This is a genomic window from Teichococcus aerofrigidensis, assembly GCF_054073225.1.
The window spans coordinates 1-14762 of the sequence record NZ_JBSXMU010000088.1; the positions used below are offsets into that span (position 1 = coordinate 1).

A 14762-nucleotide genomic window follows, 5' to 3' on the forward strand; every position below is an offset into this window, starting at 1 on the left:
GCCTCGGGCAGCAGCGCGGCCAGCACGCCCTGGTCGCGCATCGGCGCCAGCGCCGCCAGCGCCGCCCCGGGCGGGTCCTCCGCGGCCAGCAGGCGCTTCAGCTCCATCCAGACGCGCTCGGCCGAGAGGCGGGCGAGCCCGGGCAGGGCGGCGCGGATCGCCGCCAGCGCCACCGGATCGGGCTCGCCCCTGCCGTAGCGCGCGTGGAAGCGGAAGAAACGCAGCAGGCGGAGATAATCCTCGGCCAGCCGCACCGGGGGCTCGCCCACGAAGCGCACCCGGCCCGCCGCGAGATCGTCGCGGCCGCCGAAATAGTCCCAGAGCCGCCCTTCGGCATCCATCGACATGGCGTTGATGGTGAAGTCGCGCCGCGCCGCATCCTCGCGCCAGTCGGTGGTCCAGGCCACGCTGGCATGGCGGCCGTCGGTGTCGAGGTCGCGCCGCAGGCTGGTCACCTCCACCGGCTGATGGTCGAGCACAGCGGTGACGGTGCCGTGCTTCAGCCCGGTCTCGAAGACCTTCAGCCCGGCTCGCCGCAGCCGCGCGGCCACCGCCTCGGGTGGCAGGGGGGCGGCGATGTCCACGTCGTGCACCGCCCGGCCGGCCAGCAGGTCCCGCACCACGCCGCCCACGGCGCGTGCGCCGGGCAGGGCGGTCAGCACCATGGCGGCGGTGCCCTGGCGGAGCGGCCCGGGCGGCACAAGCCGCGTGGCGGGGGGGTCGGCGGGGTCGGTCATGGCGGCGGCAGGCCAGCATGCGGCGGCGCCCCGCGCAAGCCATGCCCCCGCCGCCGGCCGGAAGGGTGCATCCAAACCGGAACTTCCGCGTTTCGGGGGCAGGGCCACCCGGCATGGGTGGCGCGCAGCATCGAGGAGAAGCGACAGATGGTGGACGAGAACCGCGTGACCGGCGCCGCCCGTGAGACCGTGGGCCGGGTGCAGGAGGCCGTGGGCGGCCTGACCGGCAGCAACGAGTACCGCGCGCGCGGCTACGCCAACCAGGCGCAGGGCCAGGCCGAGAACGCGCTGGGCCAGATCTGCCAGAACGTGCGCGAGCAGCCGCTGACCTCGCTGGCGATCGCCGCCGGCATCGGCTATATCCTGGGCCGGCTGCGCATCCTCTGAGGCGCCTTGCGGGGGGGGGGGGGCGCCCCCCCGGCACCCCCCGTCCGGCCGCCCCGACCGGCCGCCCCTTTCCGGCGCCGGAGGCCCGCATGGCCCTTCCCTCCGATTTCGATCTGATCGTGCTGGGCTCCGGAACGGCCGGCACCGGCATCGCCACGCGGTGCGCCCGGCGGGGCTGGCGTGTCGCCCTGGCCGAGGCCCGCGAGCCCGGCGGCACCTGCGCGCTCCGCGGCTGCGAGCCCAAGAAGGTCTTCTGGACCCTGGCCGATGCGATGGAGCGGGCGGGCCGCCTCGCGCCGCATGGCGTGGCGGGGGGCGAGGCGCTGCGGCTCGACTGGGGCGCCGCTCAGGCCTTCAAGCACAGCTTCACCGATCCCGTACCGGGGAATCGCGCGGCGGCCCTGCGCGAGGCCGGCGTCACGCTGCTGGAGGGGGCGGGCCGCTTCCTGGCTCCCGATCTCATCGGCGTCGGCACGGCGCGGCTGCGGGCCCGCCATGTCGTCATTGCCACCGGGGCGGTGCCCGCCCCGCTGCCGATCGAGGGCGCCGGCCTTCTGGCCACCAGCGACGACGTGCTGGACTGGCCGGCGGTGCCGCGGCGCCTGATCCTGCTGGGCGGCGGCTATATCTCCTTCGAGATCGCCCATCTGACGCGCCGCGCCGGCGCCGAGGTCACCATCCTGCAGGAGGATGACCGACCGCTTTCCGCCTTCGACGCCGAACTGGTCGACCGGCTGGTGGCGTGGACCCGCACACTCGGGATCGACGTGCGGCTGAACTGCCGCGCCGAGGCCATCCTGCGGCGCGGCGCGGGCTACGCGGTGCGCGCCGCCGGCGGCGAGACCTTCGAGGCGGATGCGGTGGTGCATGGGCTCGGCCGGGTTCCCGCCCTGGCGGGGCTGGATCTGGAGGCCGGCGGCGTGCCGGTGGAGAAGGGCCGCCTGCAACTCGACGAGGTCCTGAGGAGCGTCGGGAACCCCCGGGTCTTCGCTGCCGGCGATGCCGCGCAGCGCGGCCCGGCGCTGACGCCGGTGGCCAGCGAGGACGCGCGCGCCGTCGCCGCCACCCTGCTGGAGGGCGAGGGCCACCGCCCCGACCACAGCCTGGTGCCGAGCGCGGTCTTCACCTTGCCGCCGCTCGCCATGGTGGGGCTGACCGAGGCGGCGGCGCGGCAGCAGGGCCTGGCGTATGAGGTGCGGCGCGGCGACATGGCGGCGTATCAATCCGTGCGCCGCACCGGCGAGACGGCGGCTGCCTTCAAGCTCCTGGTCGAACCGGGCGGGCAGGGGCGCCTGCTGGGCGCGCACCTGCTGGGGCCGGAGGCGCCGGAGGTGATCAACCTCGCGGCCCTGGCCATGCGGGCCGGGACACCCGTGACCGAGCTGCGGCACATGATGACCGCCTATCCAAGCGCGGGATCGAACCTGGCCTCGATGCTCGGCTGACCGCCGCGCATTGCACCGCAGCAAAAGCTTCATTACCCTTCGCGCCATTCGCTCTGGACCCGGTGAGACTCCGGGTGGCTCTTCCGGCCGCCGATCCGCCGGACAACGCATGCGGCAGTGAGACGACGCCCGGCGTCCTCTCCCTGAGCCTGTTGCGGAATCCCTCGCCTGATGAAAGAACGCCTTTTCCTGCACGACCGCGCCGAGTGGTACAGCGGCCTCGGCAACCTGCGCCGCGATGTCCTGGCCGGCATGGTCGGCACCTTCGCTCTGATCCCCGAAGTCATCGCCTTCTCCTTCGTCGCCGGGGTCGATCCCGAGGTCGGGCTCTTCGCGACCTTCGTCATCAGCGTCGTCATCGCCTTCGCCGGTGGCCGGCCGGCGATGATCTCGGGCGCCGCCGGCTCGGTCGCGCTGGTCGCCGCCGCGCTGGTGGCGAGCCATGGGCTGCAGTACCTGCTGGCGGCCACCGTCCTGGCCGGGCTGATCCAGATCGTCTTCGGCCTGCTGCGGCTCGACGTGCTGATGCGCTTCGTCTCGAAATCCGTCCGCACCGGCTTCGTCAACGCGCTGGCGGTGCTGATCTTCTCGGCGCAGCTGCCGCACATGCTGGGCGTGGCGTGGCAGACCTGGGCGCTGATCGCCGCGGGCCTCGCCATCATCTACCTCGTGCCGCGGCTCACCACCGCCATCCCTTCGCCGCTGATCTGCATCCTGGCGCTGACGGCGCTGACCATGGCGGTCCCGATGCCGGTGGCGACAGTCGCCGATCTCGGCCGCCTTCCGGACAGCCTGCCCGCCTTCCTGATCCCGGAGGTGCCCTTCAGCCTGGAGACGCTGGCGATCGTGGCGCCCTACGCGCTGGCCATGGCCATGGTCGGGCTGCTGGAATCGATGATGACGGCGAGCGTGGTGGACGACCTGACCGAGACCAACAGCTCCAAGGCGCGGGAATGCGCCGGGCTCGGCCTCGCCAACCTGGCGGCGGGCTTCACCGGCGGCATCGCCGGCTGCGGCATGATCGGCCAGACGGTGGGCAATCTCCGCTTCGGCGGCTGGGGCCGCGTCTCGACGCTGACGGCGGGCGTCTTCCTGCTGGTGCTGATGGTGCTGCTGCGGCCCTGGGTCAGCCAGGTGCCGGTGGCGGCGCTGGTTGCCATCATGATCATGGTCTCCGTCGAGACCTTCTCCTGGGCCTCGCTGCGGGACCTGGCGCGGCACCCGAAGGTCTCCAGCGTGGTGATGCTGGCCACCGTGGCGGTGACCGTCCTGACCCACAACCTGGCCGCCGGCGTGGCGGTGGGCGTGATGCTGAGCGGCGTGTTCTTCGCCTTCAAGGTGATGCGCCTGATGGATGTCCGCGACGAATACGACGCCGCCACCGGCACCCGCACCTACCGCGTCTCCGGCCAGGTCTTCTTCGCCAGCGCCGAGATCCTGGCCGATGCCTTCGACCTGCGCGACGAGGCGCCGAACATCCGCATCGACCTCACCGCCGCGCATCTCTGGGACGTCACGGCGGTGGCGGCGCTGGAGGCGGCGGTGGGCAAGCTGCGGCGGCGCGGGAAGCGGGTCGAGGTGGTCGGGCTGAACGCCGCCAGCGCGCTGCTGGTGGACCGGCACGGGCCGGCGATCCAAGCCGCGATGGGGGCCGGGGCGGGGTAGTCAAGCCGCCGGTCGCTCGGGCATGCTCCTCCGGTCCAGAAAGAAACGACCGGAGGAACTCCCCCGATGACCACCCGCCGCACCCTGCTCGGCGCCAGCCTGGCGCTGCCGGCCCTGACCTCCGGCATCATCCCGGGGGCGCGGGCGCAATCCGCCTGGCCCGAGCGGCCCGTGCGGATGATCGTGCCCTATCCGCCGGGCGGTTCGACCGACGTGCTGACGCGCCTGACCTGCGAGCGGATGCAGAACGCGCTGGGGCAGAACTTCGTCATCGACAACCGGCCCGGCGCGGGCGGCAATATCGGCATGGACGCGGTCGCGAAATCGGCCCCCGACGGCTATACCTTCGGCGCCGCGACCATCGGCCATTTCTGCATCAACCAGTATCTCTACAGCAAGATGCCCTGGGACATCGACCGCGACTTCGCGCCGGTCGCGATGGTCTGGGAGATGCCCAATGTCGTCGTGGTGGCGAGCGACCATGTGAAGGCCCGGACGCTGCAGGAGTTCGTCGGCTGGGTGCGCGAGCAGCCGCGCGGCGTCTCCTTCGGCTCGCCCGGCGTCGGCACCACGCCGCATCTCTCGGGCGAGATCTTCCGCAACCGGCTGGGGCTGGACGCCACGCATGTGCCGTTCCGCGGCGCGGCGCAGACCATCCCCGCCATGCTCTCGGGCGATGTCACCTTCGCCATCGACAACCTGGCCTCCTATGTGCCGGTGATCCAGGAGGGGCGGATGCGGGCGCTCGCGGTGACCGGCGCCTCGCGCTGGCCCTCGCTGCCCGATGTGCCGACCATGGCCGAGGCGGGGGTGGAGGACTTCGTCATCACCTCTTGGAGCGCCTTCGTGGCCCCCGCCGGCACGCCGCGCCCGGTGATCGACCGCTTCAGCACCGCCATGCGCGACTTCGCGGCCGATCCGGCGGTGAGGGAGCGTTTCCTGAAGGCCGGCGGCGCGCCGCTCTGGACCACGCCGGAGGCGATCACCGAGCGCGGTCAGCGGGAGCGGCCGATGTGGCGCGAGGCGATCGAGAAGTCGGGCGCGCGGGCGGACTGACCGCCCCACCGCCGCGCCCGCCCCTGCCCCGCATCGCCTGGAAGCGAGGAACACCCCATGACCCCAAGCCTGCCCGACCTGCTGCGCCGCCCGGGAATCGTGGTGGCGCCCGGCTGCCATGATGCGCTCGGCGCCCGCATCCTGCGCCAGGCGGGCTTCGAGGCGATCTACATGACCGGCAACGGCCTCTCGGCCAGCCTGATCGGGGCACCGGACCTCGGCCTGCTGACCATGACCGAGATGGTGGCGCGCGGGCGGGCCATCGCCGCCAGCATCGATGCGCCGCTGATCGCCGATGCCGATACGGGGTACGGCAACCTCAACAACGTCGTCCGCACCGTGCGCGAATACGAGGCCGCCGGGGTCGCCGCCATCCATCTGGAGGACCAGGCGACGCCGAAGCGGTGCGGCGCCATGAGCGGCCTGTCGCTGGTCCCGCCGGCCGAGCACGAGGCCAAGCTCCGCGCCGCCCTCGCCGCGCGGCGCAGCCCGGACTTCCTCATCATCGGCCGCTCCGACGCGCGGCTGGTGAACGGCTTCGAGGACGCGGTGCAGCGCGGCATCGCCTATGCGGAGGCGGGGGCCGATCTCGTCCTGCTGGAGATGCTGCAATCGCCCGAGGAGATGCGCGAGGCGGTGGCGCGCATCCCGGCGCCGATGGCCTTCAACGTCGTCGAGCACAAGGTGCCGCCGCTGACCGCCCGCGAGATCGGCGAACTCGGATTCCGGCTGCTGAACTACCCGGTCTCCTCGACACTGGCCTATGCGGCGATGATGCGCGGCTTCGCGGAGAGTCTGCGGCGGCAGGGCACGACGCTGGCGCCGGAGGCCCCGCCGCTGCTGCCGCTGCACGATTACGAGGAGATCCTGGGGCTGCGGGAGGCGTATCACTGAGCCGCGCCGCGGCCCCGGCCCTCAGCCGGCGCGGGCCAGGACCAGCTCGGCCAGCCGGGTGAACTCCGCCACGCTCAGCGTCTCCGCCCGCCGCGTGCCCTCGATCGCCGCCGCCTCCAGCAGCGCCTCGGCGCCGCCCAGCGACTTCAGGCTGGAGCGCAGCATCTTGCGCCGCTGCCCGAAGGCCGCGGCCGTCACCTTCTCCAGCGCCGCCAGCAGGGTGGGGTCGGGCACCTCGGCATGCGGCACCAGATGCACGATGGCCGACCACACCTTGGGCGGCGGGCTGAAGGCGCCGGGCGGCAGGCGCAGCGCCATGCGCGCCGCGCAGCGGAACTGCGAGAGCACGGCGAGCCGCCCGTAATGCTCCGTATCGGGGGCGGCGATGATGCGCTCGGCCACCTCCTGCTGGAACATCAGCGTCAGGCTCTCGAAGAGATGCGCCTGCCGCAGCCAGCCGATCAGCAGCGGCGTGCCGACATTGTAGGGCAGGTTGGCGACGATCCGGCGCGGCGCCGGCAGCAGCGCCCCGGCGTCGATCCGGAGCGCGTCGCCCTCGATCACCCGCAGCCGGCCGGGGAAATGCTCCCCCAGCTCCGCCAGGCCGGCGATGGCGCGGCGGTCCAGCTCCACCGCCACCACCTCGGCCGCGGGGCTTTCCAGCAGCGCCCGGGTCAGCCCGCCCGGGCCGGGCCCGACCTCCAGCACATGCCGCCCCTCCAGCGGCGCGGCGAGGCTGGCGATGCGGGCGCAGAGCGCGGCGTCGAGCAGGAAGTGCTGGCCGAGCGCCTTGCGCGGCGCCAGGCCGTGGCGGGCGATATGCTCGGCGAGGGAGGGGAGCGGGGGCGCCGGAATGGTCGCCTCAGCTCCGCATGTCGATCTGCGCCCGGCGGCGCAGGTCGCGCTGCAGCTGGCGCGAGGTCAGCTCGATCCGGTCGCGCAGGATCTGCATCCGGGCCTGGTCCGGCGTCAGCTCGGCGATGTTGCGCGTCTCCTTGCTGCAGACCGCCAGGACCAGCACGCCATCGGGGGCGATCAGCGGCTGGCTGGCACGGTTCAGCGGCAGGCCGGAGAGGATGTTGCGCAGCACCGGCGGCTGCACCGAGTCGAGCGGCACGGTGCCGGGATCGACCGGCCGGTCGCCGCCGCGCCCCGCCGCCTCGACCGCCGAGCAGGCCTTGCCCTCCAGCGCCCGGGCGCGCTCCACCACCTGCACCTGCTGCGCCGTCGGCGCCTGCGGGTCGAGCGTGCCCTGGAAGGCGAAGAAGGCCTGGCGCATGGTGATCAGCGTCACCAGCTCGCGCCCCGTCTCGCGCTTCTGCCGCAGGGCGACGATCTGGAAGCCGCCGGGCACGCGCACCGGATTGGAGATGGCGCCGGGCGGCATCTGGCTGACGATGCGGCCGACGGCCGGGTCGAACTCGTCCGGCCGCGTCCAGCCCATGTCGCCGCCCTGCAACGCGGTCTGGCTCTGGCTGAACTGGGTGGCGGCGGCGGGGAAGGGCACGCCGCGCCGCAGCTGCCCCACCACGTCGTCGACGAAGCGCCGCACCTCGGGCTCGGAGGTGGGATCGTCCACCGGGATGAAGATCTCGGAGACCAGGTACTCCGGCTCGCCGGTGCGCGCCTTGTGCGCCTCCAGCGCCTCCTGCACCCGGGCCGGCTCGACCTGCGCCTGCGGGCCGAGCTGCTGGCGGATCAGGCGGGACCAGCCGATCTGGGTGCGGATCTGATCGTAGAGGGCGCGGGGCTGCACCCCGGCCGAGCGCAGCTGCGCCGCCAGCCCGCCGGCCGGCAGGCCGTTGCGGCTCTCGATCTCGGCCACGGCGGCGGCGACATCGGCGTCGGTCACGGGGATGCGGCGGCGCTGCACCTCCTGCATGCGCAGCCGCTCGTCGACCAGCAGGCGCGTGACCTGCGGCCGCAGCCGCTCCACCGCGTCCGGGCCCATGCCGGCGTTGAGCGCGAAGAGCCGGGCGCGGTTGGCCACCTCGCTGGCCGTGACGATGTCGCCGTTCACCACGGCGACGATGCGGTTGACCTGCTGCGCCGGCGGCGCCGGCTGGGCCGCGCCCTGGGCCGCGCCGGCGCGCTGCGCCAGGGCGGGCGGGGTCAGGGCGGGCGTGGCCAGGAGGCCCGCGGCCAGCGGCAGCGCCAGCAGGCCCCCCCTGATGACGGGAAGAGCCCGGTTGGGCCGGGACGGGGCGGGGGGCGGTGCGGAGGCGCGTCGCATGGTGCCGGACTTCCTAGAGCATTCCGGGGCGCAAGGGAAACCGGGCCGCCCCGCCCGCCACGGCGGACCGGCGCGGGGCGGCGTCAGATCGCCCGGAAGCCGAAATCGCCGATCGTCTTGAAGGAGAGGCGGAACAGCAGGACCGTGTCGGAGGGGTAGTAGTTCAGGCTGGAGCTGGGCTCGGCATAGGTCTTGGCGAAGCGGGTGTCGAAGATCAGGCACTCGTCCTCGTAGGTCAGGCTGAGGCCAGCCGAGACGGCGCGGTTCAGCTCCAGGTCGTAGCGGCCATAGGCGCCGGCGCGCCAGAAGCGGGTGACCTGGGCGGAGACATTGCCCGAGACCTCGCGCCGCTCGCGGGTGGTGATGAAGGCGTTGGTCGGCGCCGCCTCCAGATAGCCGGCGCCGACCGAAAGGCGGCTGAAGCTCACCCGCGCCTGGCCTTCCAGCAGGCGGCTGTCGAAGTCGTCCTTGTCGAGCCGGGCGCGGCCGGTGAGGTCGAGCCAGGAGACCGGCGAGACGCGCACCCGCCCGACCCAGTCCGAGGCCTTCTCCTCCAGCCCCGAGCCGGTCTCGAAGACCGAGGCGTCGGTGGTGCGGAAGGAGCGGCCGACCAGCCCTTCGATCTGGCCGCCATTGGGGAAGAGCCAAGCGCCGCGCAGGGCCGTGTCGACCCGCGTGCCGCCTTCCTGGCGGTCGCGGCCGGGGAAGCGGTTGAGCGCGAAGAGATTGGCGTCGGTGAACTCGAAGTCGATGCTGTCCTCGTTCGGGATCAGCGTCTGGCGCCCGGTGCCGGGGCCGGTGACGAGCTGCACCCGCGGCTCGATGATCTGGCTGCCATACGCGCCGGCGCTGCGCATCAGCGGCAGGCGCCAGTCGAGGCCGATGCGGATATTGCCGTTGGCCTCGGTGATGCTGTCGCGGCTGCCGTAATTCGGCGCCAGCGTGAAGTCGTCGGCCCAGTGGGCCAGCCCGTCCGCCTGCGCGCGCAGCGTCCAGACCTGGCCGAAGCGGTCGATGCGCGGCAGCTCGTAGCCGATGCGCGAGGACAGGCGGCGGGTGTCGGTGCCCTCGCTGCGCCAGAGCGCGAAGCCGCCGGCGTCGAAGGTCAGGTAGCCGCCGAGGCGGTCGCGGCCGAGGAAGTGGTCGACATAGGCATTGGGCAGGACCAGCGGGATCTGGCCGACGTCATCGACCTCCGAGAGGCCCTGGTAGCCGCGGCCGTCGATGCGGGCATAGGTGCCGGTGCCCCAGAAGCCTTCCAGGAAGGCGTCCGAGCTGAGCACGCGGGGCGAGGGGTAGCGCCATGCGCGCAGATAGGCCTCGCTGCTGGCGCGGTTGAAGTTGAAGCCGGTGCGCCAGTTCTCGTCGAGCGAGAACTGGCCCTTGCTGTAGATGTGGCCGCCCCAGCCCTCCTCGTCCGCCGCGCCGGCCCGCTCGCCGATCGAGCCGGTCGCCTGCACCTCGCCGAAGTTGAAGCGGCGGCGGTAGGCGAGGCCGAGCGCCGGGTCGCGCTTGGTCGAGAGGGTGGGCGAGAGGGTCAGGTCCGAGGCGCCGTCGATCGCCCAGTAGTAGGGTTGGGTGACGAAGCCGCCGAGGAAGGAGGAGGTGCCGAGGGTCGGCGTCAGGAAGCCGGACTGGCGCGGCGTCGAGGGGTCGGGGTGCGAGAGGTAGGGCGTCCAGAGCACCGGCCAGCCATCGAGCATCAGCGTCGCGTCGCGGTAGCGCAGGCGCTTCTCGGCCTGGTCGTGCGTGGCGAGGCGGGCGCGCAGCTGCCAGAGCGGCGGCGCCTCCGGATTCTCGGCGCAGAGATCGCAGGACGAGTAGAGCACGCGGGACATGTCGAGGATGGTGCCGTCGGTGCGGCGGGCGCCATTGGCCACCAGCCGGCCGTTCTGCGCCAGCCGCGCCGCCAGCCCCTCGACCACGCCGTCGCGCATGTTGCCGGTCAGCTCGGCGCGCTCGGCGAAGAGGACCTGGCCGTCCGGCTCCAGCAGCTGGACATTGCCCTCGGCCACGGCGATGCCGGTGTTGCGGTCGAAGGTGAAGGTGTCGGCGCGCAGGATGCGCTCATTCTGCCAGGCCTCCACGGCGCCGCGCGCGATCACCAGGTTGCGCTGCTGGTCGTACTCCACCTCCTCGGCGGTGAAGGTGACGGGCGCGTTGTTGCCGGTCTGCGAGGGGTCGGTCGCGCCGGCGGGCAGGGGGGCGCCGGCCGGCGCGGCGGTGGCCGGCGCCGCCCCGCGGGTCGCGCCCTGCTGCTCGGCGCCCGAGGGCAGCACGGCCTGGCCGGGGCCGCCGCCGAGCGGATCGGTGCCATAGGGCGAGATCTGCGCGCCGCCGGGCCGCGGCGGCAGGATCAGCGCCAGCAGGGCGACACCGGCGAGCAGGCCGGCATGGGTCAGGCCGGGATGGCGCCTCCGCGGCGGCATCCGCTGGCAGCTGGGTTCTCCGGCCGGAATCGCCCCGGCGTCGCGCATGGCTCGGTCCATGCCGCCTTCCATAGCCGCTTCGCGCCAAGCCGGCGAGTGTATCCCGGCCACACCTCAGGGGTGGCCGCGCCTCAGCCGCGCGGCACCGCCTCGTGATGGCGGATCACTTCCCGGACGACGAAGGCCAGGAACTTCTCGGCGAAGTCCGGATCGAGCTTGGCCTCGGCGGCGAGGCGGCGCAGCCGCGCCACCTGGCGCGCCTCGCGCCCCGGATCGGCCGGCGGCAGCCGGTGCGCTGCCTTGAGGGCGCCGACCTGCTGGGTGCAGCGGAAGCGCTCGGCCAGCATGTGGATGATGGCGGCGTCGATATTGTCGATGCTGTCGCGCAGGCGCAGCAGATCCTCCGGCAGGTCGGCGGAGGCCTCGGTCTGGGTCATGCTTCTCCTCCCGCGCCGGGCTTCCCGGCCCCGGCCGATGCGTCATCCCGTCCTCATCCCCTCCTCGGGGCGGGCCGGCCTCAGCCATCCTCCACATAGAGGAGCAAGGCAACCGCCAGCATGACCCCGGCGAGCGAGGGCGCCCAGGCGGCCAGCGCCACCGGCAGGGTGCCGGCCTGGCCGAATTCCTCCGCCACCTTGTCGAGCAGGAAGAGGGCGAAGCCGGCGGCGACGCCGGCGCCCAGCATCTGCCCGACGCCGCCGCGCCGCGACTGGCGCATCGAGAAGCCGGCGGCGAGCAGCGCCATGCCGACCGCCAGCAGCGGCGTGGAGAGCAGGGAATGGAACTGCAGCCGGTGCCGCAGCGCCGAGAAGCCGCTGTTCTCCAGCACCTCGATGAAGCCCGGCAGGGCCCAGAAGGAGAGCGTGTCGGGGCTGGCGAAGCTGTCTTCGATGCGGTCCGGCGTCAGGCTGGTGGGCAGGTCGATCTCGCGCGGCAGCGAGGCCTGGCGATCGGCGCCGAAGGTCACCGCCTGGCTCAGCCGCCATTGTCCCGGCGTCAGCCGCGCCTCCGGCGCCTCGACGCGGGCCAGCGGCCGGTCGGCGGCGGAGAGGCGCCAGAGCGAGACCTGGCGCAGCAGGAAGCCCTGCGGCCCGATCTCCGGCACCCCGGCCATGATGGCGACGCCGTTGGGCTCGATCGAGGGGTCCGCCTGGCGCAGCCAGAGCCGGCCGCCGGCCAGCGAACTCAGCCCGGTGGCGTTGCGCAGGTAGGTGGCGTCCAGCCGCTCGGCGCGCGAGAGCATGGCGGCCGAGAGCGGCGAGACCACGGCGATCGCCAGCAGGCCGAGGCAGAAGGCCACCAGCACGGGGCCGAGGAGGAAGCTCCAGGCCGAGATCCCGGCGGCGCGCGCCACCACCAGCTCCGAGGCGCGGTTGAGCCGCCAGAAGGCGATGATGCCGCCGAGCAGGATGCCGAAGGGCAGGATCTGGAGGATGACGAAGGGCAGGCGCAGGGCGGCGATCGAGGCCACCATCACGAAGCCGACATCCTCCCGCGTGGCGGCACGGCGCAGCAGCTCGATGAAGTCGAACAGCGCCACCAGCGCGGCGAGTGCCACGATCATCACCAGCGCCATCATGGCGAAGCGGCGGGCCACATAGAGCGAGAGGGTGAGCGAGAAGGCCATGGGATCAGCCCTCCAGCGCCTGCGGCCGGCGGCGGCGCAGGCCGCGGCTGCCCGAGAGCACCCAGCCCGCGGCCAGGGCCGGCCCCAGCGCGTGCAGCCAGATCAGCGGGATGAAGGCATTGTCGCGCGCCGCCAGATTGCCGACCGCGAGGCCCAGCGCCAGCAGCCCGACCACCAGCGCCACGCCGACCACCGCCGGGCGCCAGTCGCCGTAGCGCCGGAAGCCGACCGCCAGCGCGCAGGCCAGCCCGACCATGGCGAAGGACAGGGCGGTGAAGGGCGATGCCATGCGCTGGTGCCCCTCGGCGCGGAACTTGCGGATGTCGCGCTCGGGCAGATTCTCGGCCGGGTCCGGATGCAGCAGCTCGCCCACGAAGCGCTCCCGCGAGTCGCGGTTGCGCGATTCCGTGACGGCGGAGGTGGAGGTGGCGAGATCGACGCTGTTCTCGGCGAAGCTCAGCACCGAGAGACGCGCCGGATGGCCGGCGGTGGCCGGCTCCAGCTGCTGCCGCACGCCGTTCATGAGGATGACCCGCGGCCCGGTGGCGCCGGAGAGCAGGCGCCCCTGCTCGGCCATGATGGTGACCGGCGTGCCGGGCTCGCGCGTGTCGTGCACCAGGATGCCGCGCAGCGTGCCGTCGCTGTCGCGCCGCCGGGCATAGACGGTGAGGTCGTCGCCCAGGCTGCTGAACACGCCCTCCTGCAGCAGGATCGCCGCCATCTCGTTGCGGATCTCGAACTGCCAGGCGCGGAAGGCGGCGTGGCTGACCGGCACCAGCCAGAGCTGCAGGAACAGGCAGAGCGCGGTGGACAGGCCGGCCAGCAGCAGCGCGGGCCGCGCCAGCCGCCAGTCCGAGAGGCCGGCGGCGCGCATCACCACCAGCTCGCGGTCGGCGTTCAGGCGGACATAGGTGAACAGCACCACGACGAAGGTGGTGATCGGCAGGATGACGGCGAAGAAGCTCGGCAGCAGCAGGCCGGTCAGCTCGATGAACACGGCGAGCGACAGGCCGCGGTCCAGCACCAGCTCGATGAAGCGCAGGCTCTGCGTCAGCCAGACCAGCGCGGCGAGGCCGGTGGTCACGGCGAGCAGCGCGATGCCGAGCTGGTGGAACAGATAGCGGTCGAGGCGGGACATGCGGCGGGGGCAAGCCTTTCGCGGCGGGCCGGGGCGGATAAGCCAGGGCGGGCGGGGCTGAGGCGGCCGGGGCGGGCCGGCATGCCTCCAGGGAGCGTCCGACCCATGTAGGCCGGGTGGCGGGCGGCGCCAAGCACGGCCGCCGCCTCAGCCCTCCGCTTCCCGCAGCGCCAGGGCCCGGGCATAGACCTGCCGGCGCGACAGGCCGGTCGCGGCGGCGACCAGCGCGGCGGCGTCGCGCAGGCTCTCCCCCCCGGCCAGCGCGGCGCGCAGCCGGTCGTCGAGCCCCGCTTCGGCCTCCGGCTCCGCCTCTCCCGGCGGGCCGACGACAAGCGCGATCTCGCCCCGCGCCGGATGCTCCGCGTAATGCGCCGCGAGCTCGGCCAGCGTGCCGCGCCGCACCTCCTCGAAGCGCTTGGTCAGCTCGCGCGTCACCGCCGCCGGCCGTGGCCCGAGCGCCTCGGCCAGCCCCGCCAGCGTCTCGGCCAGGCGGTGCGGCGCCTCGTAGAAGACCAGGGTGGCGGAAAGGCCGGCCCGCTCGGCGGCGCGCAGCCGGGCGAGCTCCGCGTTCCGCGCGGCGGCGCGGGGCGGCAGGAAGCCGTGGAACAGGTAGGGGTGCGGCGGCAGGCCGGAGAGGGTCAGCGCCATCACCGCCGCGTTGGGCCCCGGCACGGCCGAGACGGTGACGCCCGCGGCGATGGCGGCGCGCACCAGCCGGTAGCCGGGGTCGCTCATCAGCGGCGTGCCGGCATCCGAGACCAGGGCCAGGTGTTCACCCTGCGCCATCCGTGCCAGAAGGCGGGGCGTGGCCGCGTCCTCGTTGTGTTCGTGCAGCGGGGTCAGGCTCACCGAAACGCCATGTCGCGCCAGGAGCGGAGCGGTTACCCTGGTGTCCTCGCAGAGCACCGCGTCGGCCGCGCGCAGCACGGCCAGGGCGCGGGGCGCGAGGTCGCCGAGATTGCCGATCGGCGTCGCCACCAGTGTCAGCCCGGGCCTGCCATCCGGGCGAGGGGAGGTCTCATTTGTCGTTTCCGTGGTGTCTGTCCCGTCCTGCTGCCGCACGGCCTGAGGCCCTCCCGTCATCGCGCCGGCCCGCCTTCCGGACAGGCTCCCGCCCCGCCCCGGCCGGCCCCCACCGGAGGGGGCTGGCC

13 protein-coding genes and 1 other annotated feature are annotated in these 14762 nt (G+C 73.6%); of the genes, 5 read left to right on the forward strand and 8 right to left on the reverse strand.

Annotation, left to right across the window (positions count from 1 at the left end; all coding sequences use genetic code 11):
- On the reverse strand, positions 1-737 hold a 737-nt coding region (locus tag ACVMLK_RS15845), incomplete at its 3' end, for a CCA tRNA nucleotidyltransferase (RefSeq protein WP_457486932.1).
- A gap of 117 nt (positions 738-854) precedes the next feature.
- Here ACVMLK_RS15845 and ACVMLK_RS15850 point away from each other — a divergent pair.
- The 5 genes from ACVMLK_RS15850 to ACVMLK_RS15870 all read left to right on the forward strand — a co-directional run bounded on the left by ACVMLK_RS15850 (position 855) and on the right by ACVMLK_RS15870 (position 6184).
- A complete protein-coding gene (locus ACVMLK_RS15850) occupies positions 855-1124 on the forward strand; it encodes a CsbD family protein (RefSeq protein ID WP_370591946.1) in 270 nt (89 codons plus the stop codon).
- Between the two features lie 89 nt (positions 1125-1213).
- Positions 1214-2569 carry a dihydrolipoyl dehydrogenase family protein gene (locus ACVMLK_RS15855; RefSeq protein WP_457486933.1) on the forward strand — a complete coding sequence of 452 codons (1356 nt, stop codon included), beginning with the start codon at positions 1214-1216 and terminating at the stop codon, positions 2567-2569.
- Positions 2570-2621: 52 nt separating this feature from the next.
- Positions 2622-2677 (forward strand) — a sequence feature (sul1 is cis-regulatory element that is thought to sense ions involved in sulfur or methionine metabolism; They are found in Alphaproteobacteria).
- Positions 2678-2740: 63 nt separating this feature from the next.
- The gene (locus tag ACVMLK_RS15860) at positions 2741-4234 is read left to right on the forward strand and encodes a SulP family inorganic anion transporter (RefSeq protein ID WP_457486934.1); all 1494 of its coding nucleotides are present in this window, start codon (positions 2741-2743) and stop codon (positions 4232-4234) included.
- 66 nt (positions 4235-4300) lie between these two features.
- Complete coding sequence (locus tag ACVMLK_RS15865; protein WP_457486935.1) at positions 4301-5290, forward strand: Bug family tripartite tricarboxylate transporter substrate binding protein; 990 nt, start codon at positions 4301-4303, stop codon at positions 5288-5290.
- Positions 5291-5347: 57 nt separating this feature from the next.
- Complete coding sequence (locus ACVMLK_RS15870; protein WP_457486936.1) at positions 5348-6184, forward strand: isocitrate lyase/PEP mutase family protein; 837 nt, start codon at positions 5348-5350, stop codon at positions 6182-6184.
- Between the two features lie 21 nt (positions 6185-6205).
- Here the strand turns inward: ACVMLK_RS15870 and rsmA are convergent, their stop codons facing one another.
- The 7 genes from rsmA to rsmI all read right to left on the reverse strand — a co-directional run bounded on the left by rsmA (position 6206) and on the right by rsmI (position 14694).
- Positions 6206-7039, reverse strand: a complete 834-nt coding sequence (gene rsmA / locus ACVMLK_RS15875) for a 16S rRNA (adenine(1518)-N(6)/adenine(1519)-N(6))-dimethyltransferase RsmA (RefSeq protein ID WP_457486938.1) — start codon at positions 7037-7039, stop codon at positions 6206-6208.
- A gap of 7 nt (positions 7040-7046) precedes the next feature.
- Positions 7047-8417: a peptidylprolyl isomerase gene (locus tag ACVMLK_RS15880; protein WP_457486937.1), complete on the reverse strand. Its 1371-nt coding sequence runs from the start codon at positions 8415-8417 to the stop codon at positions 7047-7049.
- An 83-nt stretch (positions 8418-8500) separates the two neighbouring features.
- A complete protein-coding gene (locus ACVMLK_RS15885) occupies positions 8501-10906 on the reverse strand; it encodes an LPS-assembly protein LptD (RefSeq protein WP_198365515.1) in 2406 nt (801 codons plus the stop codon).
- Positions 10907-10977: 71 nt separating this feature from the next.
- A complete protein-coding gene (locus ACVMLK_RS15890; protein ID WP_198365516.1) occupies positions 10978-11283 on the reverse strand; it encodes a chorismate mutase in 306 nt (101 codons plus the stop codon).
- An 80-nt stretch (positions 11284-11363) separates the two neighbouring features.
- Positions 11364-12473 (reverse strand): LPS export ABC transporter permease LptG, encoded by a 1110-nt coding sequence (gene lptG, locus ACVMLK_RS15895; RefSeq protein ID WP_198365517.1) that lies wholly within the window; start codon positions 12471-12473, stop codon positions 11364-11366.
- Positions 12474-12477: 4 nt separating this feature from the next.
- Complete coding sequence (gene lptF / locus ACVMLK_RS15900) at positions 12478-13611, reverse strand: LPS export ABC transporter permease LptF (RefSeq protein ID WP_198365518.1); 1134 nt, start codon at positions 13609-13611, stop codon at positions 12478-12480.
- 147 nt (positions 13612-13758) lie between these two features.
- The gene (rsmI, locus tag ACVMLK_RS15905) at positions 13759-14694 is read right to left on the reverse strand and encodes a 16S rRNA (cytidine(1402)-2'-O)-methyltransferase (RefSeq protein WP_422922740.1); all 936 of its coding nucleotides are present in this window, start codon (positions 14692-14694) and stop codon (positions 13759-13761) included.
- Between the last annotated feature and the right edge of the window lie 68 nt (positions 14695-14762).

What these genes read in the sequence shown, in the direction of transcription:
- ACVMLK_RS15855 (WP_457486933.1), top strand. Translation starts at nt 1,214, where the DNA reads ATGGCCCTTCCCTCCGATTTCGATCTGATCGTGCTGGGCTCCGGAACG.
- ACVMLK_RS15860 (WP_457486934.1), top strand. Translation starts at nt 2,741, where the DNA reads ATGAAAGAACGCCTTTTCCTGCACGACCGCGCCGAGTGGTACAGCGGC.
- ACVMLK_RS15865 (WP_457486935.1), top strand. Translation starts at nt 4,301, where the DNA reads ATGACCACCCGCCGCACCCTGCTCGGCGCCAGCCTGGCGCTGCCGGCC.
- ACVMLK_RS15870 (WP_457486936.1), top strand. Translation starts at nt 5,348, where the DNA reads ATGACCCCAAGCCTGCCCGACCTGCTGCGCCGCCCGGGAATCGTGGTG.
- ACVMLK_RS15880 (WP_457486937.1), bottom strand. Translation starts at nt 8,417, where the DNA reads ATGCGACGCGCCTCCGCACCGCCCCCCGCCCCGTCCCGGCCCAACCGG.
- ACVMLK_RS15885 (WP_198365515.1), bottom strand. Translation starts at nt 10,906, where the DNA reads ATGGACCGAGCCATGCGCGACGCCGGGGCGATTCCGGCCGGAGAACCC.
- ACVMLK_RS15890 (WP_198365516.1), bottom strand. Translation starts at nt 11,283, where the DNA reads ATGACCCAGACCGAGGCCTCCGCCGACCTGCCGGAGGATCTGCTGCGC.
- lptG (WP_198365517.1), bottom strand. Translation starts at nt 12,473, where the DNA reads ATGGCCTTCTCGCTCACCCTCTCGCTCTATGTGGCCCGCCGCTTCGCC.
- lptF (WP_198365518.1), bottom strand. Translation starts at nt 13,611, where the DNA reads ATGTCCCGCCTCGACCGCTATCTGTTCCACCAGCTCGGCATCGCGCTG.
- rsmI (WP_422922740.1), bottom strand. Translation starts at nt 14,694, where the DNA reads ATGACGGGAGGGCCTCAGGCCGTGCGGCAGCAGGACGGGACAGACACC.